The following is an 18,437-nucleotide window of genomic DNA, read 5'->3' as shown; positions in this document are numbered from 1 at the left end:
ACTAAGGCACCAATACTCACCTTTGACGCTTTGCCCCGTTACCAAAAATAGGAAAGAAATTTTTATGAAAAAGCGCGCTGTTATTACTGGCATCACAGGGCAAGACGGCGCCTATTTGGCGGAACTGTTGCTGTCCAAAGGCTATGTTGTCTACGGTACCTATCGCCGCACCAGTTCGGTCAATTTCTGGCGTATCGAGGAACTTGGTATTCAAAACAACCCAGACCTTCATCTGGTTGAGTACGATTTGACCGACTTGGGCAGCTCACTGACCTTGATCAACGATGCCAAGCCCGACGAGGTCTACAACCTCGCAGCGCAGAGCTTCGTAGGTGTGAGCTTCAACCAACCCGCAGCAACGGCGCAGATCACCGGCGTCGGCGCACTGCATCTGCTTGAGGCCATTCGGCTAACCAACCCCAGGATCCGTTTCTATCAGGCCTCGACGTCCGAGATGTTCGGCAAGGTGCAGACCATCCCGCAGATTGAGGAGACGCCGTTCTACCCCCGCAGCCCCTATGGCGTGGCTAAGCTCTACGCACACTGGATCACTATCAACTACCGGGAGAGCTACAACATCTTCGGCTGCAGCGGCATCCTGTTCAACCACGAAAGTCCGCTGCGCGGCAGAGAGTTCGTGACCCGTAAAATCACTGACGCGGTCGCCAAGATCAAGCTCGGACAGCTTGACACGCTTGAGCTGGGCAATCTCGACGCCAAGCGCGACTGGGGCTTTGCCAAGGAGTACGTGGAAGGCATGTGGCGCATGCTTCAGGCCGATGAACCCGACACCTTCATCCTTGCCACGAACCGGACCGAGACGGTGCGCGACTTCGTTCAGATGGCGTTCAAGGGTGCGGGGATTGCCGTGGAGTTCAAAGGAATGGCTGAGAACGAAGTCGCCGTCGATACTGCCACGGGCCAGACGGTGATGCGGATCAACCCAAAATTCTATCGTCCAGCCGAGGTGGAGTTGCTGATCGGCGACCCTACCAAGGCAAAGGCGAAGCTCGGCTGGGAACCCAAGACAACGCTCGAGCAACTCTGCCAGATGATGGTCGAGGCCGATCTGCGCCGCAACACGCAAGGCTTCTCATTTTGAAGATTTTGCTGACTGGGGCGGACGGCTTTACCGGCCGGCCCTTCGCACAACGGGCCCGCGCGGCAGGTCACGAAATCGTCGCGCTGCGCACAGACCTCACCCACCGGGACGACCTGCGGCGGGAGGTGCTTGAACAACAACCAGATGCCGTGGTCCATCTGGCCGCGATAAGCTTCGTTGGACACGCTGCAGAAGAAGATTTCTATGCCATCAATGTGATAGGCACCACGAACCTGCTCGACGCGCTTGTACAACTACCCTCTCGCCCAAAGAGAGTGTTGCTGGCCAGCAGCGCGAACATCTACGGCAACACGACGCAATCACCGATCGCGGAAACACAGCCGCCTGCGCCAGTCAATCACTATGCGATGAGCAAGCTGGCAATGGAGTACATGGCGCACACCTATACCAATCAGCTCGATCTCGTAATCACACGCCCTTTCAATTACACCGGGCCGGGTCAGAACTCGAATTTTCTGATCCCAAAGCTCGCGGAGCATTTCGCAGCACGCGCTCCCTTCGTATCCTTGGGCAACCTGCATGTCGAGCGCGAATTCAACGACATCCAGATGATCTGTGACGCCTATCTGCTCCTACTTGCGCACGGCAAGGTCGGCGAAGCCTACAACGTTTGTTCAGGTCAACCCTACACGCTGCAGCACATCATCGATACCTTCGAAGAGCTGACCGGCCATATCATGAAGGTGGATGTCGATCCACGATTCGTGCGTCCCAATGAAGTGCATCGGCTGTGCGGCAACCCGGACAAGCTGCAGAGGATTGCATCCAAACATGGAATACCGTTGCAAATGCCTTTGCTGAAAGACACCTTGCAACGGATGCTGGCCTCTACTGCTCCTGGGTGGGCGCCCACACAACTAGGTGGCGGCAACTGAGTGGTCGACATCGCCCGCTTCGGTTCGGGCGAATCCCAGTCGGATACATCCCTGCACCGAGAGCCGAGGCTAAAAATTAGGAGCCTGCTGTTCGATAAATCGAAGGTAGCGCTTTTTAATGACCGCAGGCGAGAAGTTTTCGATGTATTTCACTGCTTCCGCAGACTTGTCGGCATACTTTCCGCCGTCCAAGCGCCACTCTTGGGAGCGGACCACCGCGCCCACGCGCGATATAGCCCCCGCGAGCAGATCGAGATCGCCCGTTGGCACCAGTGTTGCCAGACCGCCAGAGATGGCCGGTGTGTTGCTATTTTCGTAAACGATCACGCAGCACCCGCTCGCAAACGCTTCCAGAATGGGAACGCAAAACCCTTCATGGTAGGTCGGCAAAACGAAAAGATCAGCATCGGAAAGAATCCTGCACTTATCCTCTTCCGAGGCATTGGCGTGAAATTTCGCTGAAAATCTCGCCCCGTACTTTTGCTGCAAAGCGCTCAGGCACTCATTGACGTCGGCGACGATGGAGGCATCGGAAAAATTGACGTTACCTACCATGTCCAGCCTTACCTGCCAAGCCACGTGCCGGTCCAGGACCTTAGCCACAGCCGTGAGTAAATCGACAGTTCCCTTTGATTTGACCAAGCGACCTAGGAATACCAACCTCAGGATGCCATCGTCAAAGCTTGGCTTTTTTGCGGGAGGCCGCAAATTGCTGTGCACGCTCAATGGAAGCACTGTGGTGGGAACTTGAATCTCCGCATCCAAAAGGATCTGTCGATTCGTTTCGCTGACACAAACCACATGATCGGCAAAAACAATGTTGCTGGCCTGTTCGAACGAACGATCAATCAACGCATACGCAGACGGCGGCAAAAACTCTTTTGGAGTGATATTGTGAAATGTTACAATTTTTCTTGCCCCCGCCCGAACCACAGGCAGGAGATTGAACAGCGGGTAATAAATACCAAAGTGAAATAGAACCAGATCGCACGACTGAAAATAAGGGTCGAATGCAATATCAGACTCTCTCTCCACATGCACGAAAGGCAATTCCGGATGGTCACAGGCATAGGCATAAAGCCGAACGTCGTGCCCAGCCTCGCGCAACCATGTTATTTCGTCCCGGATGGCATTAGATATTGCATCATGCTTCTTGCAGACGCTATTGATGTAAGCGATCTTCAAATTTTTTCTCTCCCTTTGCTTTTTCAAAAACCCGAATCAATCCTTCAGCCATCTTCTCAGGCTGGAACTTGAACAAATACCGTTCACGGGCGGCACGTCCAAGCTTCAAGCGGTATTCCGGATCTTCGATCAGGCGAGCAAGACACTGGAAAAGTGACTCTTGGTCACCCGGCATTGCCAGCAATCCAGTCTCTCCATCCTGCATGACTTCCCTCATGCCGCCGATGTTGCCGCCAACCACCGGCTTGCCAAACATCATGCCTTCTAGGTGGACCAAGCCAAACGATTCGAACCGCGATGGAGCCACGATAATGTCCGAGCCCGCATAGAAAGCACGCAGAAGACCATCCGAAACGCTCCCATGGAAAATCACGCGTCCGCTATCGCGGATTCCGGCATTCGAAGCCTCGAACATCGCGCGCAGAGTTGTCCCATCCGCTTGCGGAATACCATCTTCCCCCACGATGTCGATATGCAAGAGTGGGTACTTCTCAAGCAATCGCGGAACGATGGCAAGAAAGACGTCCGCCCCTTTTCGCAGTTCCATCCGTCCCACAAAGCACATGCGCACGACACCGGCTGGCGTAGAAGCAATATCCTCTTTATTCTCCTGGGACCAGTCTTGCAAGCCAAGGTGAAGTACATGGAGCCTTTTCGGATCGAATTTTAGTGAATAGGCTTCTTGAATCTCTTCCACGATGGCCTGGCTGATGGCGTGAATGCCGTCGCTTTCATTCATCATTCTTCGCTCGAGGGCCAGCATCGGCATAACGAAGGAATTCATGAATTCCTTGTCCTTTTTCTTCTCCGGATTAGAGTCAAGATAGAACTCCAATGTAGTCTGAAGGCTAGTGACAAGGGGAAATTCCTTGCTTACTAGGAAAGCGACGCCTTCGACATCCCAGATCGGCGCATAGACTGCTTCGATGGAACGACGACTGGCGATTTCCCGGGCCTCCTCCAGCATGGTCTGGGAATAGTTCCAGATATGCCGCGGCACCGTTAGACCAGATGGTGCCTCGAATTCCCGCGGATTGATTCGGTGTACCCAAACTTTTTCCTCGAAATCGACGCGGTCATGCTCACTTCCCATTGTCAGCACATGCACCTGATGCCCGAGCTTTGCGAGGTCTATAGCCAGTTGATGAACATAACGCCCGATGCCGCCAGTATTTCCCGGAGGATAGGTCTTGCTCACCAAGACAAAACAGCGCTGGGCCTGTGCTTCGAGCCACGGCACAAATCGGGTCAACCCAGGCGTCCCCTTCATCGGCTCAGGGCCAGGAATCCTTCTAATGCCCTTCAATCCACGCTTCAGGCCATCCTGCAACGCACGATCGACCTCTTCCTCGAATCGCTCAGCATACACAGCTCCCAGCTTTCCTTCCCCGATCGCCCATTTCACGCCAGCTCTGAACTCATCAATCAAGGCGTTAACCGCAGCCACGATCTCGCCCACACCAACGTGATCGCGCGCATGGAGAAAAGAAAAATAGGCCTTGTTTTTCACCACCGAATACCAACTCGTAAGCACCCGCGATTCATTACGGATGTGGCTGGGCATGTACTTGTGATGTATGAAGCCCCTATCCAACTGTGCGACCTTGAGACCCACATCGACAAAACGAAGAATGATGTCGCTTTCATCGAGAAAATACTCGTACTCCTCGTCAAAACCACCAACCTCAACGATAGCCGATCGCCTGAACACGCTGTTGGCCATCACGTGCGGATAATTGAAGCTTCCGGGAAAGTTGAACTCCGGCGTCGCACGGGTCCAAGACGTATCGGCCCCTCCAAAGCGGTCAAGCGTGCCAAATTTCCACTGGTACGTTTTTCCCGTGTGATCATGGAGAAATCCACCTGCCACAGCTACTTCCGGATCCAAGAAGGCAGGCATCACATCGTTGAGCCACTCGGGTTCAGGAATGGAATCATCGTCTAGGAACGCAACGAATTCACCAGAGCAAATTTCGATCGATATATTTCTCGATTGAGAAAGATTTCTCTCGGGACAAATTCCATACTTAATGGCATCACCATAGGACTCACACAACTCGTGGGTTCCATCCCTGGTTGGCCCTGCAACCACGACAACCTCGAAATTCGGATAACGAAGGTAGCGCAAGCTCTCCAGACAGATCGCCAAACTTTTGGCGCGTCCATCTGTATTAATGATCACGGACACCGAAGGGAAGTAATCCTCTTTATTAATCATTCAACCGACTCCCTTGACCACGTCGCGCGAAAATTTCAAGCTCCTTACATCCGCCGTTCTCTCGGTTTTCGACAATCAATTCGACATCCACAAATCCTGCCTCCAGCAAAAGCTGACGCATAGACGCTGAAGTAAACATGTTGAAATGAAAATCGCCGTTGTAATCTTGTCCGCCGAAGGTCACCTGCCGAAAGGTGTCGAAGGTGTATTCGTTAGATGCGTAAGCGCGAACCATGCCTGCAGCATCGGGAACGACGGCCTTGAAAATGCCACCGTCCTTCAACAAGGAGAACCAGTATGGCAGCAGGACACGTCGCAATTTTTCCTGCGGAAAATGCTCAAGCAAATGAGCGGAAAATATCTCACTAAGTTCACCCGGTGCGAAAGGTAATTTCCCGACTTCAGCAACAATATCGACGCCAAGCAGATCACGGCTGTCGACATTCAGATAGCCGACAAGAGGAACATGTCCACAGCCCAAATTCACCCGCAATTCCTGCGACGCCTTTGCTTGGGAAACTTTCTCTTCTGCAACAACCCTAGGCTGAGCTTCGGCGATGGACTTCCCTCCCTGATCAATGGATGCTGAGCTGCCAGCGCCATAACGCATTTCAAACATCAGTTCACTGCGCACGAACTCTGTGCGCTTGAGGAGATACTGAATCGATTCCGCCATTTCATCGATCTGTGCCCGGGCCTCCAAGACGGACTGCGAGACAGTTCCCAGCCGCTCATCCGTGATTCGGACATCCTGTTCTAGCACCTTCGACGCGCGCGTGATATTGCGTAGCGCGACAGGCACAGATCTGGTCAGATTGTCCTTTGTTGTCACACTTGTCAACTGACGGTGATTGATCTCTGATATCGCCTGAAGAATTCCAGGGAGTTGCTGCGTTTCAAAAATCAGCTTTCGATGATTTGATTCTGGCAAACGAATGACCGCAATTCCGATGCGTACAAATCGACCAAGCACCGGCCAGGCGGCCATTTTTCGTGCAATTTTTCTAAGTTGTGCTTTCATTAATCGACCATTCACTCAGATAACAAAACCATTGGGATTTTTAGACTGCCACCGCCAGGCGTCCGCGCACATTTCATCCAGGGAGCACTGGGCCTCCCAAGCGAGCACCGTTTTCGCATAAGAAGGATCGGCCCAGCATTGGGCAACATCACCAGGGCGTCTGTCTACCACCTTGTAGCTGATAGATTTACCGCAGGCTCTTTCGAACGCAGCAACCATCTGCAACACGCTGACACCTGAACCTGTTCCCAGATTGGCCGTCAACAGGCCTTCATTGACACCAAGATAATTTAAGGCCGCAAGATGGCCTTTCGCCAGATCGACGACATGGATAAAATCCCTCACACCAGTGCCATCGATAGTGGGATAGTCACCACCAAAAACACTCAAATATTCTCGCCTTCCGATGGCAACCTGAGCGATGTACGGTAAGAGATTGTTTGGAATCCCACGGGGATCCTCACCGATTTCCCCACTTGCATGCGCGCCTACAGGATTGAAATAGCGCAAACGAGCAACTCGCCAGCCGGCCTCCGAGTTGCAGAGATCTTCGAGAATATCCTCCACGATCAACTTCGAGCGTCCATACGGATTAGTCGCAGAGCGAGGGAAGCCTTCACACACTGGCACGGAGGCAGGGTCCCCGTACACCGTCGCGGAGGAGGAAAACACGAGAGTTCTCACATCGCATTGCCGCATGACTTTCAAGAGCTGAACAGTACCCGCGACATTGTTTTCGTAATAAGAAATCGGATCCGTCACAGATTCACCAACAGCCTTTAGCCCTGCAAAGTGAATAACTGATTCGATTTTATTTTCCCGAAACACCTTCAACAATTGATTCGAATTTCGAATGTCGCACTCATAAAAACGCACCAACCCACCGGCAATTCCCTCCACCCGCGTCAATGCCACGCGGCTGCTATTGCAGAGGTTATCAACTACGATAACCTCGAAGTTTGCCTTTAACAGTTCAACAACTGTGTGCGAGCCTATATAGCCCGCCCCTCCTGTAACCAAGACCTTATGCGACATAGTTTTTTTATTTCATCAAAGTTTGATTAACAAAGGAGTCCTTCAATTTGCATTTTAGTCTCTGTAGTGGGAGCAACCTCAGACTCACCACGACACACTGCCTGTCATGAAGGCGGTTTCACGATCATCGTGGCGGCGAACCAACGCATACCAGCCGCTTCATGGCTCCAGCCGGTATTCGCAGCGGACTGTTCTCCACGTCGCGCCCAAACCTGTATCAGGCGTAGCGACGAGCGTGATGAGCATCATCGGAATGGGAAAAGCGCTCGCGCCCTCCAAAAGGCAAGAGAGACTGCTCAAACCTTGTCGATGGTGAGTTCGGTCATTTTCACGGGCGCAGGCGATAAGGGAATTTCACACGTTGCCGGGCAGAGGCGCGCAGCAGATATCGGCTGCCAGTTCAGTCGAACATTTCGGCGCAGGCAAAGCTCGCACCCGCTTGATCCTTGACAGACAGTTGAGGACTCATTCCCACGTCAGGCCAGTCAATCGCCAAGTCAGGGTCGTCCCATTTAATGCAACGCTCGTGCCCCGGCGCGTAGAAGTCCGTCGTCTTGTACAGGAACTCTGCTGTATCGCTCAGCACGAGAAAAGCATGCGCAAGTCCGATCGGCACCCAAAGCTGGCGATGATTCTCTTCGGTGAGCTCGACACCAACCCATCTGCCGAAGGTCGGCGACGATCGACGAATATCGACGGCCACATCGAACACCGCCCCCCTCACCACACGTACGAGCTTTCCCTGCGGCTGCTGGATCTGGTAGTGCAGCCCGCGCAGCACGCCCTTTACAGAACGCGAATGGTTGTCCTGGACAAAGTCGATGCGCTTGCCGATCGCTTCGTCGAAAGCCTTCTGGTTGAAACTCTCAAAAAAGAAGCCTCGTGCATCGCCGAACACCTTCGGCTCGATCACGAGCACGTCGGAAATCGCGGTAGACGTGACTTTCATGAACGCACCTCGTCACTCAGCAGATGCTTCAGGTATTTGCCGTAGCCGCTCTTTTCCAGAGGTGCGGCGAGCCTCGAAAGCTGCTCAGTGGTAATGAAGCCGTTGCGCCACGCAATTTCCTCGGGGCACGCAATCTTCAGGCCTTGCCGATGTTCGAGCGTGGCGATGAACTGCCCCGCTTCCAGCAAGCTGTCGTGCGTGCCGGTATCGAGCCATGCGTAGCCACGTTGCATGATCTGCACGTTCAACCGGTCGCGCTCCAGATAAGTCTGATTCACCGCAGTGATCTCCAATTCGCCGCGCGCGCTCGGCTTCACTGCCTTGGCGATGTCGACCACCTGGTTGTCGTAGAAGTACAGCCCCGTTACTGCATAGCTGCTCTTGGGGCTCAGCGGTTTTTCTTCGATGCTGCTGGCCTTGCCATTTGCATCGAACGCGACCACGCCATAGCGCTCCGGGTCCTGCACGTGGTAGGCGAACACAGTCGCACCCGACTCCTTCGCATCTGCGTCGGCAAGCAGATGAACGAAGTCATGGCCGTAGAAGATGTTGTCGCCCAACACCAGCGCGCTCGGCGAGTTGCCCACGAACTTGTCGCCGATGATGAATGCCTGCGCCAACCCGTCAGGACTCGGCTGCACCGCGTACTGCAGATTGATACCCCACTGGCTCCCATCGCCCAGCAACTGCTGGAACCGCGGCGTGTCTTGCGGCGTGCTGATGATCAGGATGTCGCGCATCCCCCCAAGCATCAAGGTGCTGAGCGGGTAATAGATCATCGGCTTGTCGTACACCGGCAGCAGCTGCTTGCTGATCGCCAATGTCGCAGGGTGCAAGCGGGTGCCCGAGCCCCCTGCCAGGATGATGCCTTTGCGTTGCGTCGTGGTCATGCGTTTCTTCTCGTGTGAATCTCAGAGGGTTTCGCGCAGCATGCGCGCAACGCCTTCCTGCCAAGGCGGCAAGCGCAGGCCGAAGGTGGTTTGCAGCTTGGTCGTATCGAGGCGCGAGTTGTGCGGCCGCGTGGCAGGCGTAGGGAACGCGCTGGTCGGTACCGCCTCGACAGCCTGTGGCCCAGCCTTGAGTTCGACGCCGGCTTCTTGTGCCATCTCGAGCACGAAGCGCGCATAGCCATACCACGTGGTCTCGCCGCCGGCGATGGCGTGGTAGAGCCCCGCCTTCCCAGGGTCCTGCAGCGTCGCCCGAATGGCATGTGCCGTCACGTCAGCCAGCAGTTCCGCGCCCGTGGGCGCGCCGAACTGGTCGTCGATGACAGTCAGCTTGTCCCGCTCCTTCGCCAGCCGCAACATGGTCTTGGCGAAGTTGCCACCGCGCGCCGCATACACCCAGCTGGTGCGAAAGATCAGGTGCTTCGCACAGTGCTTGGCCACCAGTTGCTCGCCTTCGAGCTTGGTCTGGCCGTAGACGCTGAGCGGCCCGGTTGCGTCGTCTTCCTTCCAGGGCTTGCTGCCACTGCCGTCAAAGACGTAATCGGTGGAGTAGTGAACCATCAGCGCGCCGATCTGCTGCGCGGCCTCGGCCACGACGCCTGGCGATGTGGCGTTCAGCTTGCGCGCGAACTCAGGTTCGCTCTCGGCCTTGTCGACGGCGGTATGCGCCGCTGCATTGACGACCACGTCAGGACGCACCTTGAGCACCGTTTCGGCCAGTTGCTCGGGACGGCTGAAGTCGGCGTTGAAATCCGTGCTGTCGAAATCGAGAGCAATCAGCTCACCCAGGGGCGCCAGGCTGCGCTGCAGCTCCCAACCGACCTGACCACCCTTGCCCAGCAGCAGCAACTTCATGCCGCGGCCTTTGTGTCGTACTGCTTCTCGACCCACTCGCGGTACGCGCCACTTTGCACGTTGCGCACCCACTCGCCGTTCGCGAGGTACCACTCGACGGTCTTGCGGATGCCGCTGTCGAATGTTTCGGCCGGCTTCCAGCCCAGTTCGGCCTCGAGCTTGCGTGCATCGATGGCATAGCGGCGATCGTGCCCAGGGCGATCGGTCACGTAGGTGATCTGTTCCTTGTATGGCTTGCCGTCGGCCTTGGGACGCAGTTCGTCGAGCAGCGCGCAAACGGTGTTGACGATCTCGATGTTGGGCTTCTCGTTCCAGCCGCCCACGTTGTAGGTCTCGCCGAGCTTGCCGGCTTCGAGCACGCGGCGGATGGCGCTGCAGTGGTCCTTCACGTAGAGCCAGTCGCGCACCTGCATGCCGTCGCCATACACGGGCAGCGCCTTGCCGGCCAGCGCGTTGACGATCATCAGCGGGATCAGCTTCTCGGGGAAGTGGAAGGGCCCGTAGTTGTTCGAGCAGTTGGTGGTCAGCACCGGCAGGCCGTAGGTGTGGTGCCAGGCGCGCACAAGATGGTCGCTGGCGGCCTTGCTGGCCGAGTACGGGCTGTTGGGCTCGTACTTGTTCTCTTCGGTGAAGGCCGGATCGGTCTTGGAGAGCGAGCCATACACCTCGTCGGTCGAGACGTGCAGGAAGCGGAAAGCTGCCTTCTGGTCGGCCTGCAGCGCGCTCCAGAAACCGCGCACGGATTCGAGCAGGCGGAAGGTGCCGAGGACGTTGGTCTGGACGAAGTCTTCCGGGCCATGGATCGAGCGGTCGACGTGGGACTCGGCGGCGAAGTTCACCACGGCGCGTGGCTTGTGCTCTGCCAGCAGGCGGTCGAGCAGCGCGCTGTCACCGATGTCGCCTTGCACGAAGATGTGCTTCGGGTTGCCCTTGAGCGACGCCAACGTTTCCAGGTTGCCCGCGTAGGTCAGTTTGTCGAGGTTCACGACCGGCTCGTCGCTGTTCGCGATCCAGTCGAGTACGAAATTGGCGCCAATGAAGCCGGCGCCGCCGGTAACCAGGATCATGGAGTCCCCTGTTGTTGTGGAACGATTGCCCTTCGGCAAGTCAGCGAAAGATTATCCCATCGGCATTTCGGGCCGAAGCCTCAGGGTTGGCGCCTGCGCAAGCCCCGCCTACAATCGCCCCCACTGCAGGAGAGCGGGCCACCCCGGTGGCCCTACCGAAGGCGCAAACTCCCATAAACGCTCAGGTCGGTCCGAACAAGGGATCTGTACTGCACCAACTGATACAGCCGTCTGGAGAGCCACTACCCCACAAAACATGGCGGTGGTGCACCGAAGGAGCAAACCCGCTGCGGGTGCAGCAGGGTGAATCTCTCAGGTACCGAGGACAGGGGGAGCGGCAACTTGGACGGCGGTCGTCCGGTTGCTTGCTATTGAATAAATAGCAAACCACGCCCGCCATTCAAGCGCTGCAACCTCAAAGGTACTTGAAATGCGCGTGATCGTTCTTGGCGCCGGCCTGCTCGGCGTGACCTCGGCTTACTACCTCCAGCAACTCGGCCACGAAGTGACCGTCATCGACCGGCAGGCCACGCCCGCCGCCGAAACCAGCTTCGCCAACGGCGGGCAGATCTCTGTCAGCCATGCCGAACCCTGGGCCAACCCGAGCGCACCGCTCAAGGTGCTGCAATGGCTGGGCAAGGAAGACGCCCCGCTGCTGTTCCGCATCCGTGCCGACATGCGCCAGTGGCTCTGGGGCCTGCAGTTCCTGCGCGAATGCACACCGGCGCGCACAAAACACAACATCGAGCAGATCGTTCGCCTGGGCACCTACAGCCGCGACACGTTGCAGCAGTTACGCCGCGATACCGGCCTGAACTACGACCAGCGCACCCAAGGCATCCTGCATTTCTATACGACGCAAAAAGAATTCGACGGCGCCCTCAAGCCCGCCGAACAGATGCGCGCCCTGGGCTGCGAACGCCTCGTGATCTCCGCCGACGAGGCCGTGAAGATCGAGCCCGCCCTCGCTCACATCCGCCCGAAGCTGGCCGGCGCCACCTACACGGCCGAAGACGAATCGGGTGACGCCAACCGCTTCGCGCGTGAACTCGTGGGGCTGGCCGCCGCAGCCGGCGTCAAGTTCCTCATGAGCCACACGGTCACTGCCCTGCGCGAGGCCGGTGGCACCATCGACCACGTCGAAGCCACCGACGCAGAAGGCCGCTTCCAGCGCATCCGCGGCGACGCCTTCGTGCTCGCGATGGGTTCGCTCAGCCCGCTCTATGCCGCGCCCCTGGGCATTCGCCTGCCGATCTACCCGGCCAAGGGCTACTCGGTGACGCTGCCCGTGAAGGACGCTTCCAAGGCCCACCAGGTCTCGCTGACCGACGACGAATTCAAGCTCGTGTTCTCGCGCTACACCTCGGAGTCGGGCGACCGCCTGCGCATCGCCGGCACGGCCGAGCTCAACGGCTATGACCGCGACCTGAACCGCGTGCGCTGCGAAGCCATCGTGCGGCGCGTCGAAGAGCTGTTCCCCGGCGCCGGCGACACCACGCAGGCCCAGTTCTGGACCGGCCTGCGCCCCGCCACGCCGAGCAACGTGCCGTTGATCGGCAAGACCAAACTGCCGAACCTGTACCTGAACACCGGCCACGGCACGCTCGGCTGGACGCACGCCTGCGGCTCGGGCAAGTCGATCGCGCGGATCGTGAGCGGGCTGGCGCCCGAGGTCGATTTCGCGTTCACCGGCATGCCCGCACCCCAGCCGCGCATTTCGCAGCCCGCGATGGGCTGATCCGCCATCGAGCCCCAGGTCACGCCTTGAACGTGACCCAGGGCTTGAGCCGCACGGCGCAGCGGATCAGCCCCGCGCGCTCCTGTGCATCGATCACGGCGCCGATGGGCTTGTAGGCCTGCGGCGCCTCTTCGATCCGGCGCTCCTCGCGCAAGGTGACGCATTGCCAATCGGCGCGCTCGTCGCCAGGCGCCGGCCGCATCGCGCGCACCTCCTGCCGCCGCATGCGTCGCCCGGCGCCATGGCTGCACGACCACAGCCAGCTTTCATGACCCAGCCCGGTCGCGAGGTACGAGTGATCGCCCATCGAACCGGGAATCAGCGCGAGGTCGCCCTCGTGCGCCGGCGTCGCGCCCTTGCGGTGGATGTTCATGCCGTGCTCGCGCAGCACCACGTTGTGCGGCACATCGACCACGAGCCTCGACGCGGTGGCGCCAAGCAGCTCGGCAAAGTCCTTGCGCACCAGCTCGGCCAGCACGACGCGGTTGGCCCACGCATAACGCGCCGCCACGCCCATCGCCTCCAGGTACTCCTGCGCCAACGGTCCCGTCAGGCCGTACAGGCCGCTCTTCGGATGACGCAGGCCCTTGGGCCATTCGTTGCGGGCGCGGTCCATCCAGCGGCCGCCAACATGAAAGCCGATGTCGCGCGAGCCGCTGTGGATCATCACGACCACCTCGCCCGTCCTCAGCCCCGCGCGGTAGGCCGCATGCCGGTCCATCACCTGGTCGACCACCTGGAGCTCGACGAAATGATTGCCGCTGCCCGGCGTGCCCAGGCATGGGTCGCGGAACACTTCATGCCGCGCACCGGTATAGGCCTCGGGCGCATGCCGCGCGCTGCCACCGAAACTCGCAAGGCCAATGCAAGCGTCGATCTCGGCCTGCATCCGCTCGCGGTCGCACGAAGACCACAGGCCATCGCTGCGCACTGCCTCCAGGAACGCCGACGGCCCCACGTCGAACAGCGCCTTGAAGGCCGTCGTGTGCACCGGCACATCGCGCCCGTTGTCGAGCAGGCTACGCGTGAGCCGCTCGATCAGCCGCGTCTTGTGCGGCGCCACCTGGTCCAGCGTGAGGCCGGTGGTCAGCAGCCGCATGCCGCAGTTGATGTCGGTGCCCACCGCGGCGGGAATGACGAAGTCGGCGTCGGTCGCCACGACGCTGCCGACCGGCGCGACCGAGCCCGGATGAAAGTCCGGCGTCGCGCAGGCCTTGCACACGCCCTGCGCGCCGTCGGGCGAGCGCACGCTGGCAAAGGCCAGCAGCTGATTGACCGCCTTTTCTTCCAGCGGAAGGCTGGGCGGCAGGAGCACCGTGGCCTGCGAAGCCTCGTTGTGCAAGTGATAGACGCCATCGCGGTAATCGACGGCAATGCCCGCGCGCGAAAAGGCACGCTGGAGCCTGGAGAAATGAGGGTTGCTCATGGCTGCTGTTCCATTGCGGAAACCATGTCGGTTTCCTGCCCCGGACCACATCGCGTGGCGAGGCGAAAGAGATCGACCGCGCGTTTTTTCAGAACACGCGGTTGGCTCTTTCTTGCAGCAGCAGAGATTCAAGAAAGCGGGCGGATTCTAGCGACGCTTGCCGCCGCCCGAAACCCGCCCGTCGTTTTTTTGCCCGTCGAGGGCGCCAGGTCAGTCGGGCGCCGTGAACACCGTCAGCACACCCGTATACCCATACAGATGGTGCCGGGCGATCTCGCCCGCCGCGAAGAAGCCGACCAGCGGCACGTCGCCGAGCGCGTGGCGCACGATCTGCAACTCGGCGCCGGGTGCGCCGAAGTGCGGCCCGCCGCGCCCGGAGCAGCTCACGTACACCGCCCCCGCGATGCGCCGCGCCGGGTGCGGCGCCGCTTCGGCCTCGCCTGCCGCGACCGCGCGCGCGGTCGCCAGCGTCTGCTCTTCCGGTTCCAGCTCTTCGCGGATCTCCGCGCAGATGCGCATCAGGTCGGCGCGCGCGGCTTGCGCATTCCGGCGGCAGAAAGTCAGCCGCATGCCGGCTTCGGCGTTGTCGGCAATCGCGATGCCGCGCCGCGTCGGGTCCAGGCCGATGATGTGGCGCACCAGCACGTCGGCACCCAGGTCGCCGGTGCGGCGGATGCCGTCGCTGCCCGCGTCGGCCAGGCCGACCAGCGTGCTGCGCACCGCGTCGATGGCCTCCTGCGGGCGGTCGAGCGACACCTGCAGGTCGGCCAGCAGCACGTCGAGCGCGGGCTCGCCGTCGAGCTTGAGCAGCAGGTTGCCGTCGGCCTCGGTGATCTCGCGCTCGCGCACGGCGCCCGAGCGCAGCGGCTGGCAGCCCTGCGTGACGCGCGACACCAGCCGCACGCCCTCGCCGAACACTACGCCCGACAGTCCGCCCGAGAACACGCCACCCGCCGCGCCGTGGCCGCGGATGTTGCCGTTGCCGCCGACCGCGAACTGCAGCGCGCTGCCGCGGCCCGACGAGAGCCCGCCAAACAGGTAGCCGGTGTCGGTGCGGCCCGCCATCTCGGCGATCAGCTCCGACAGGTCGGGCGTGGCCGGGTCGGCATGCACGAGCGCGGTGTGCGCCTCGAAACCGCTCATTTCGGAATTGCCCAGCGGCGCCACACCCGAGAACACCCGGTACTGGTCGCTCGGCAGGGCGCAGAGCATCAGGCTCATGCCGGGCTCGTCGAAATACTCGGCGTTGTTGGCCGACACCCCGATGCCGACCGTGCCCGACCAGTCGGTCACCTCGGGCAGCTCGGCGCTCAGGTGGTCGAGGATTTCCTGCGCATCGCTCGCATAGTGATCGGTGATGTAGAGCAGCCCGAGCGTCGGCGACGCCGCGTAGTCGGGCAGCGCCATCTGCGCGCGCAACTGGGCCAGCACGAGGCCGGCCGCCATGCGCCATTGCGGATGGGTGGCATGACCGGAGGGAAACAACTTCATGATGCGTGCCGACCCGTTCTCTTCAAAAAATATAGGTGTATGACGTCAGCGCCGGCTGGAGGTTCGCTTGCGCGCGGCCGTCGACGTCTTCTTTTTGGCGGCGACTGGCGCTGCCTTCTTCGCAGCCGCGGCTGGCCTGCGGGCCGCCGCTGCCGGCTTGCCCATCACCTTGCCGACAGCGTCGGCCAGCGGCTGGGCCATGGCCGGCACCTTGAGCTGGGCCGCGTCCTGCAGCGCCGAACTGGCGATCTGCTGGAACTGTTCGGTGAGCGAGCCCCACCACTGCATCGGATCAACCACACCGGCGCCATCGGCAGCGGCAGCCGCCTTGGCCGCCGGCTTGCTGCGCGGCTTTTTCGGCGCCGGAGCCTCCTCAGGTTCGGCGTGGTCCTCAGCCTCGACCTCGGCCTGTTCAGGCTCCGGTGCCGGCGCAGCAGCCGCAGGTGCCATCGCGGCCGCCTGCTTGGTGAACGCACTGGCGATGTCTTCCATCCGCACGTTCATGCCGCGCAAGGTCGACAGCGTCATCTTCTGCACTTCGAGCGCCTGGATCGTGGCCTTGAGCGCATGGCCGTTCTGTTCGAGCCAGTACTGGACGGTCTTCAGTTCCTGGATGCGCTTGTCGACCTCTTCCACGCTCAGCGTGGGGGCGACCCAGCTTGCAAGGCTCGGAATACCGGGCACCGAGCCGGTCCCGGCGCCTGCCGCCGCGCCGCCGGCGAGGTTCTTCAGGAAGTCGAATCCGGGAACGAACTGGCTGAAGTCGAAGGGTTGGTTGGCTTTGCTCATGCGGGAGGTCTCCTGGCTGGGTTTTATTGTGTTGCCAGCTTACTCCAAGCCCCTGGCCATTGACCTCCACGCGCGACCTTTTGGCAACCGCGCCGCCTCTTCGCGAAACACCACGGAACCGGCTCTGCCGGGCCGTCGGTATTGCCCCCGGTAGGGGGCAGGAGAAGCGACACGAAGTGCGCGAAGCCTGGGGGCGAGTCAGAGCTCGCTGCGAACCTTGCTGAAAACCTTCCAGAACGTGGCGTCCTGCGAAGTCGCGAAGTTGATCCGCATCATCGTGCTCGGCGGCCGGCGCGCATGGAACAGCGAGCCCGGCGCCAGCAGGTAGCCCTGGTCGAGCATGCGCTGGGTCAGCGCGTCCGTGTCGACGCCGGTGTCGACCCAGCCGAACAGCCCCGCCGGCTCCGATGCGAAGGTGCAGCCGTGCGACATCGCCAGCTTCACCGCCCGCCCCCGCGCCCCGTCGAGCCGGATGCGCACGCGCTCCGAATGCCGGCGCAACTGGCCCTGGTCGATGCACCACGACAAGGCCCGCTCGAACAGCGTGGGCGAGGTCAGCGTGGCCAGCAGCTTGGTCTCGAGCAACCGCTCTTTCAGCGCGGGCGGCGCGGCCAGGAAGCCGATGCGCCAATTGGGCGCCAGGATCTTCGCGAAGCCGCTCACGTAGATCGTGCGCTGCAACCCGTCGAGCGCACTCAGCCGCGTGGCGTGCTCGGGCGCGAGGTGGCTGTAGGTGTCGTCCTCGACGATGTGGAAGTCGTGCTCGTTGGCCAGCTTCAGCACGCGGTGCGCGCTGCCGGGCGTCAGGCTGTAGCCGGTCGGGTTGTGCAGCACGCTCACGCTCACGAACAGCTTGGGGCTGTGCAGCTTGCAGTACTGCGCCATCACTTCCAGGTCGGGCCCGTCGGCGCGGCGCGGCACCGGCAGGATGCGCATGCCCAGTGCCTCGAGCCGCGCGAATTCGAGCGCCCATCCCGGCTCCTCGACCATCACCGGGTCGCCCGCGCGCAGCAGCGTGCGGCTCACGATGTCCAGCGCGTGCGTGGCCCCGATGGTGGTCACGATCTGGTCGGGCGTGGCCGGCACGTTGATGCCCACCAGCTTTTGCGACAGGCTGCGGCGCAGGCTGATGTCGCCGGACGGCTCCCCGTACTGGAGCGACAGCTCCTGCAGCGCCGCTGTACTGGTCATGCGCCGCACGGCCGTCGGCATGAAGGTCGAGGCCATCCAGTCCGGCGGAAACACGCCCATGCCCGGCTGCGGCTTGTCGCTGGGGCGGTGAAACATGCTGCGGATCAGCGAGCTGGCATCGGCCGGTACACGCGAGGCCATCATCTGCACCGCCAGCGCCGCCGGCATAGCACTCACGCCGTTGGCGTCCGCGCCGTGGCCGGAAGGGCGGCCGTCCTGTGCCGGCGCGGAGTCCCGCACATAGAAGCCGCGCTGCCGGCGGGCCTCGACCAGCCCCTGCGCCAACAACTGATCATATGCCGCGACCACCGTGTAGGGGCTCACGCCCTGCTGCCGCGCGCACTCGCGCACCGAGGGCAGGCGGGCCCCGGGCGGCAGCAGGCGGGTACGAATGCGCTCGGCCAGCCGGTCGGCCAGTTGCCCGGTCAGCGACTGTGTGGAAGTGCGTGTCAGCATGCGGCTCGGGGGAGAAAAGGCGCTGTGTCGAAAGAATGACCAATACAGATGCCGTGATTGTTCGACCATCT

At 60.5% G+C, this 18,437-nt stretch carries 15 protein-coding genes and 2 riboswitches; of the genes, 3 read left to right on the top strand and 12 right to left on the bottom strand.

Translation table 11 applies throughout. From position 1 onward, the window contains the following. The first annotated feature begins 64 nt into the window (after positions 1-64). Both gmd and BLQ28_RS22130 read left to right on the top strand, forming a co-directional pair. Positions 65-1,102, top strand: a complete 1,038-nt coding sequence (gmd, locus tag BLQ28_RS22135) for a GDP-mannose 4,6-dehydratase (protein ID WP_093244057.1) — start codon at positions 65-67, stop codon at positions 1,100-1,102. Beyond that, entirely contained in the window at positions 1,099-1,998 is a 900-nt protein-coding gene (locus BLQ28_RS22130; protein ID WP_093244056.1) for an NAD-dependent epimerase/dehydratase family protein, read from the top strand. The genes gmd and BLQ28_RS22130 overlap by 4 nt, the downstream gene beginning before the upstream one ends. A gap of 69 nt (positions 1,999-2,067) precedes the next feature. Here the strand turns inward: BLQ28_RS22130 and BLQ28_RS22125 are convergent, their stop codons facing one another. The 8 genes from BLQ28_RS22125 to rfbB all read right to left on the bottom strand — a co-directional run bounded on the left by BLQ28_RS22125 (position 2,068) and on the right by rfbB (position 11,275). Then, the gene (locus tag BLQ28_RS22125; protein WP_176801195.1) at positions 2,068-3,183 is read right to left on the bottom strand and encodes a glycosyltransferase family 4 protein; all 1,116 of its coding nucleotides are present in this window, start codon (positions 3,181-3,183) and stop codon (positions 2,068-2,070) included. After that, positions 3,161-5,401 carry a glycosyltransferase gene (locus BLQ28_RS22120; protein ID WP_093244053.1) on the bottom strand — a complete coding sequence of 747 codons (2,241 nt, stop codon included), beginning with the start codon at positions 5,399-5,401 and terminating at the stop codon, positions 3,161-3,163. Before BLQ28_RS22120 ends, BLQ28_RS22125 begins: the two co-directional genes overlap by 23 nt. Then, on the bottom strand, positions 5,394-6,422 hold the full coding sequence (locus tag BLQ28_RS22115) for a class I SAM-dependent methyltransferase (protein WP_143012556.1): 1,029 nt from the start codon (positions 6,420-6,422) through the stop codon (positions 5,394-5,396). The genes BLQ28_RS22120 and BLQ28_RS22115 overlap by 8 nt, the downstream gene beginning before the upstream one ends. A 15-nt stretch (positions 6,423-6,437) precedes the next feature. Beyond that, on the bottom strand, positions 6,438-7,457 hold the full coding sequence (galE, locus tag BLQ28_RS22110; protein ID WP_093244050.1) for a UDP-glucose 4-epimerase GalE: 1,020 nt from the start codon (positions 7,455-7,457) through the stop codon (positions 6,438-6,440). 400 nt (positions 7,458-7,857) lie between these two features. Next, a complete protein-coding gene (gene rfbC / locus BLQ28_RS22105) occupies positions 7,858-8,406 on the bottom strand; it encodes a dTDP-4-dehydrorhamnose 3,5-epimerase (protein WP_093244048.1) in 549 nt (182 codons plus the stop codon). Continuing rightward, positions 8,403-9,296 carry a glucose-1-phosphate thymidylyltransferase RfbA gene (rfbA, locus tag BLQ28_RS22100; RefSeq protein ID WP_093244046.1) on the bottom strand — a complete coding sequence of 298 codons (894 nt, stop codon included), beginning with the start codon at positions 9,294-9,296 and terminating at the stop codon, positions 8,403-8,405. Before rfbA ends, rfbC begins: the two co-directional genes overlap by 4 nt. A 21-nt stretch (positions 9,297-9,317) precedes the next feature. Then, the gene (gene rfbD, locus BLQ28_RS22095; RefSeq protein WP_093244044.1) at positions 9,318-10,208 is read right to left on the bottom strand and encodes a dTDP-4-dehydrorhamnose reductase; all 891 of its coding nucleotides are present in this window, start codon (positions 10,206-10,208) and stop codon (positions 9,318-9,320) included. Next, the gene (gene rfbB / locus BLQ28_RS22090; protein WP_093244041.1) at positions 10,205-11,275 is read right to left on the bottom strand and encodes a dTDP-glucose 4,6-dehydratase; all 1,071 of its coding nucleotides are present in this window, start codon (positions 11,273-11,275) and stop codon (positions 10,205-10,207) included. The genes rfbD and rfbB overlap by 4 nt, the downstream gene beginning before the upstream one ends. 116 nt (positions 11,276-11,391) lie before the next feature. Continuing rightward, a riboswitch (glycine riboswitch) is annotated at positions 11,392-11,492 on the top strand. 4 nt (positions 11,493-11,496) lie between these two features. Further along, positions 11,497-11,614: riboswitch (glycine riboswitch) on the top strand. Positions 11,615-11,705: 91 nt separating this feature from the next. On the opposite strand from rfbB, the gene BLQ28_RS22085 reads away from it, so the two are divergent. Beyond that, complete coding sequence (locus BLQ28_RS22085) at positions 11,706-13,013, top strand: D-amino acid dehydrogenase (RefSeq protein ID WP_093244038.1); 1,308 nt, start codon at positions 11,706-11,708, stop codon at positions 13,011-13,013. Positions 13,014-13,032: 19 nt separating this feature from the next. Here BLQ28_RS22085 and BLQ28_RS22080 read toward each other — a convergent pair whose 3' ends face one another. From BLQ28_RS22080 to BLQ28_RS22065, 4 genes are all read right to left on the bottom strand, one after another. Next, positions 13,033-14,439, bottom strand: coding sequence for an RtcB family protein (locus BLQ28_RS22080; protein WP_093244036.1), 1,407 nt, complete (start codon positions 14,437-14,439; stop codon positions 13,033-13,035). Positions 14,440-14,649: 210 nt separating this feature from the next. Continuing rightward, the gene (locus BLQ28_RS22075; protein WP_093244033.1) at positions 14,650-15,930 is read right to left on the bottom strand and encodes an FIST signal transduction protein; all 1,281 of its coding nucleotides are present in this window, start codon (positions 15,928-15,930) and stop codon (positions 14,650-14,652) included. Between the two features lie 45 nt (positions 15,931-15,975). Further along, a complete protein-coding gene (locus BLQ28_RS22070; protein ID WP_093244031.1) occupies positions 15,976-16,719 on the bottom strand; it encodes a PhaM family polyhydroxyalkanoate granule multifunctional regulatory protein in 744 nt (247 codons plus the stop codon). Positions 16,720-16,917: 198 nt separating this feature from the next. Then, entirely contained in the window at positions 16,918-18,366 is a 1,449-nt protein-coding gene (locus BLQ28_RS22065; protein WP_093244029.1) for an aminotransferase-like domain-containing protein, read from the bottom strand. Positions 18,367-18,437: the final 71 nt, after the last annotated feature.

The organism is Variovorax sp. EL159 (genome assembly GCF_900100965.1).
GTDB lineage: Bacteria > Pseudomonadota > Gammaproteobacteria > Burkholderiales > Burkholderiaceae_C > Variovorax.
This window is presented reverse-complemented; position numbering and strand designations above follow the sequence as displayed.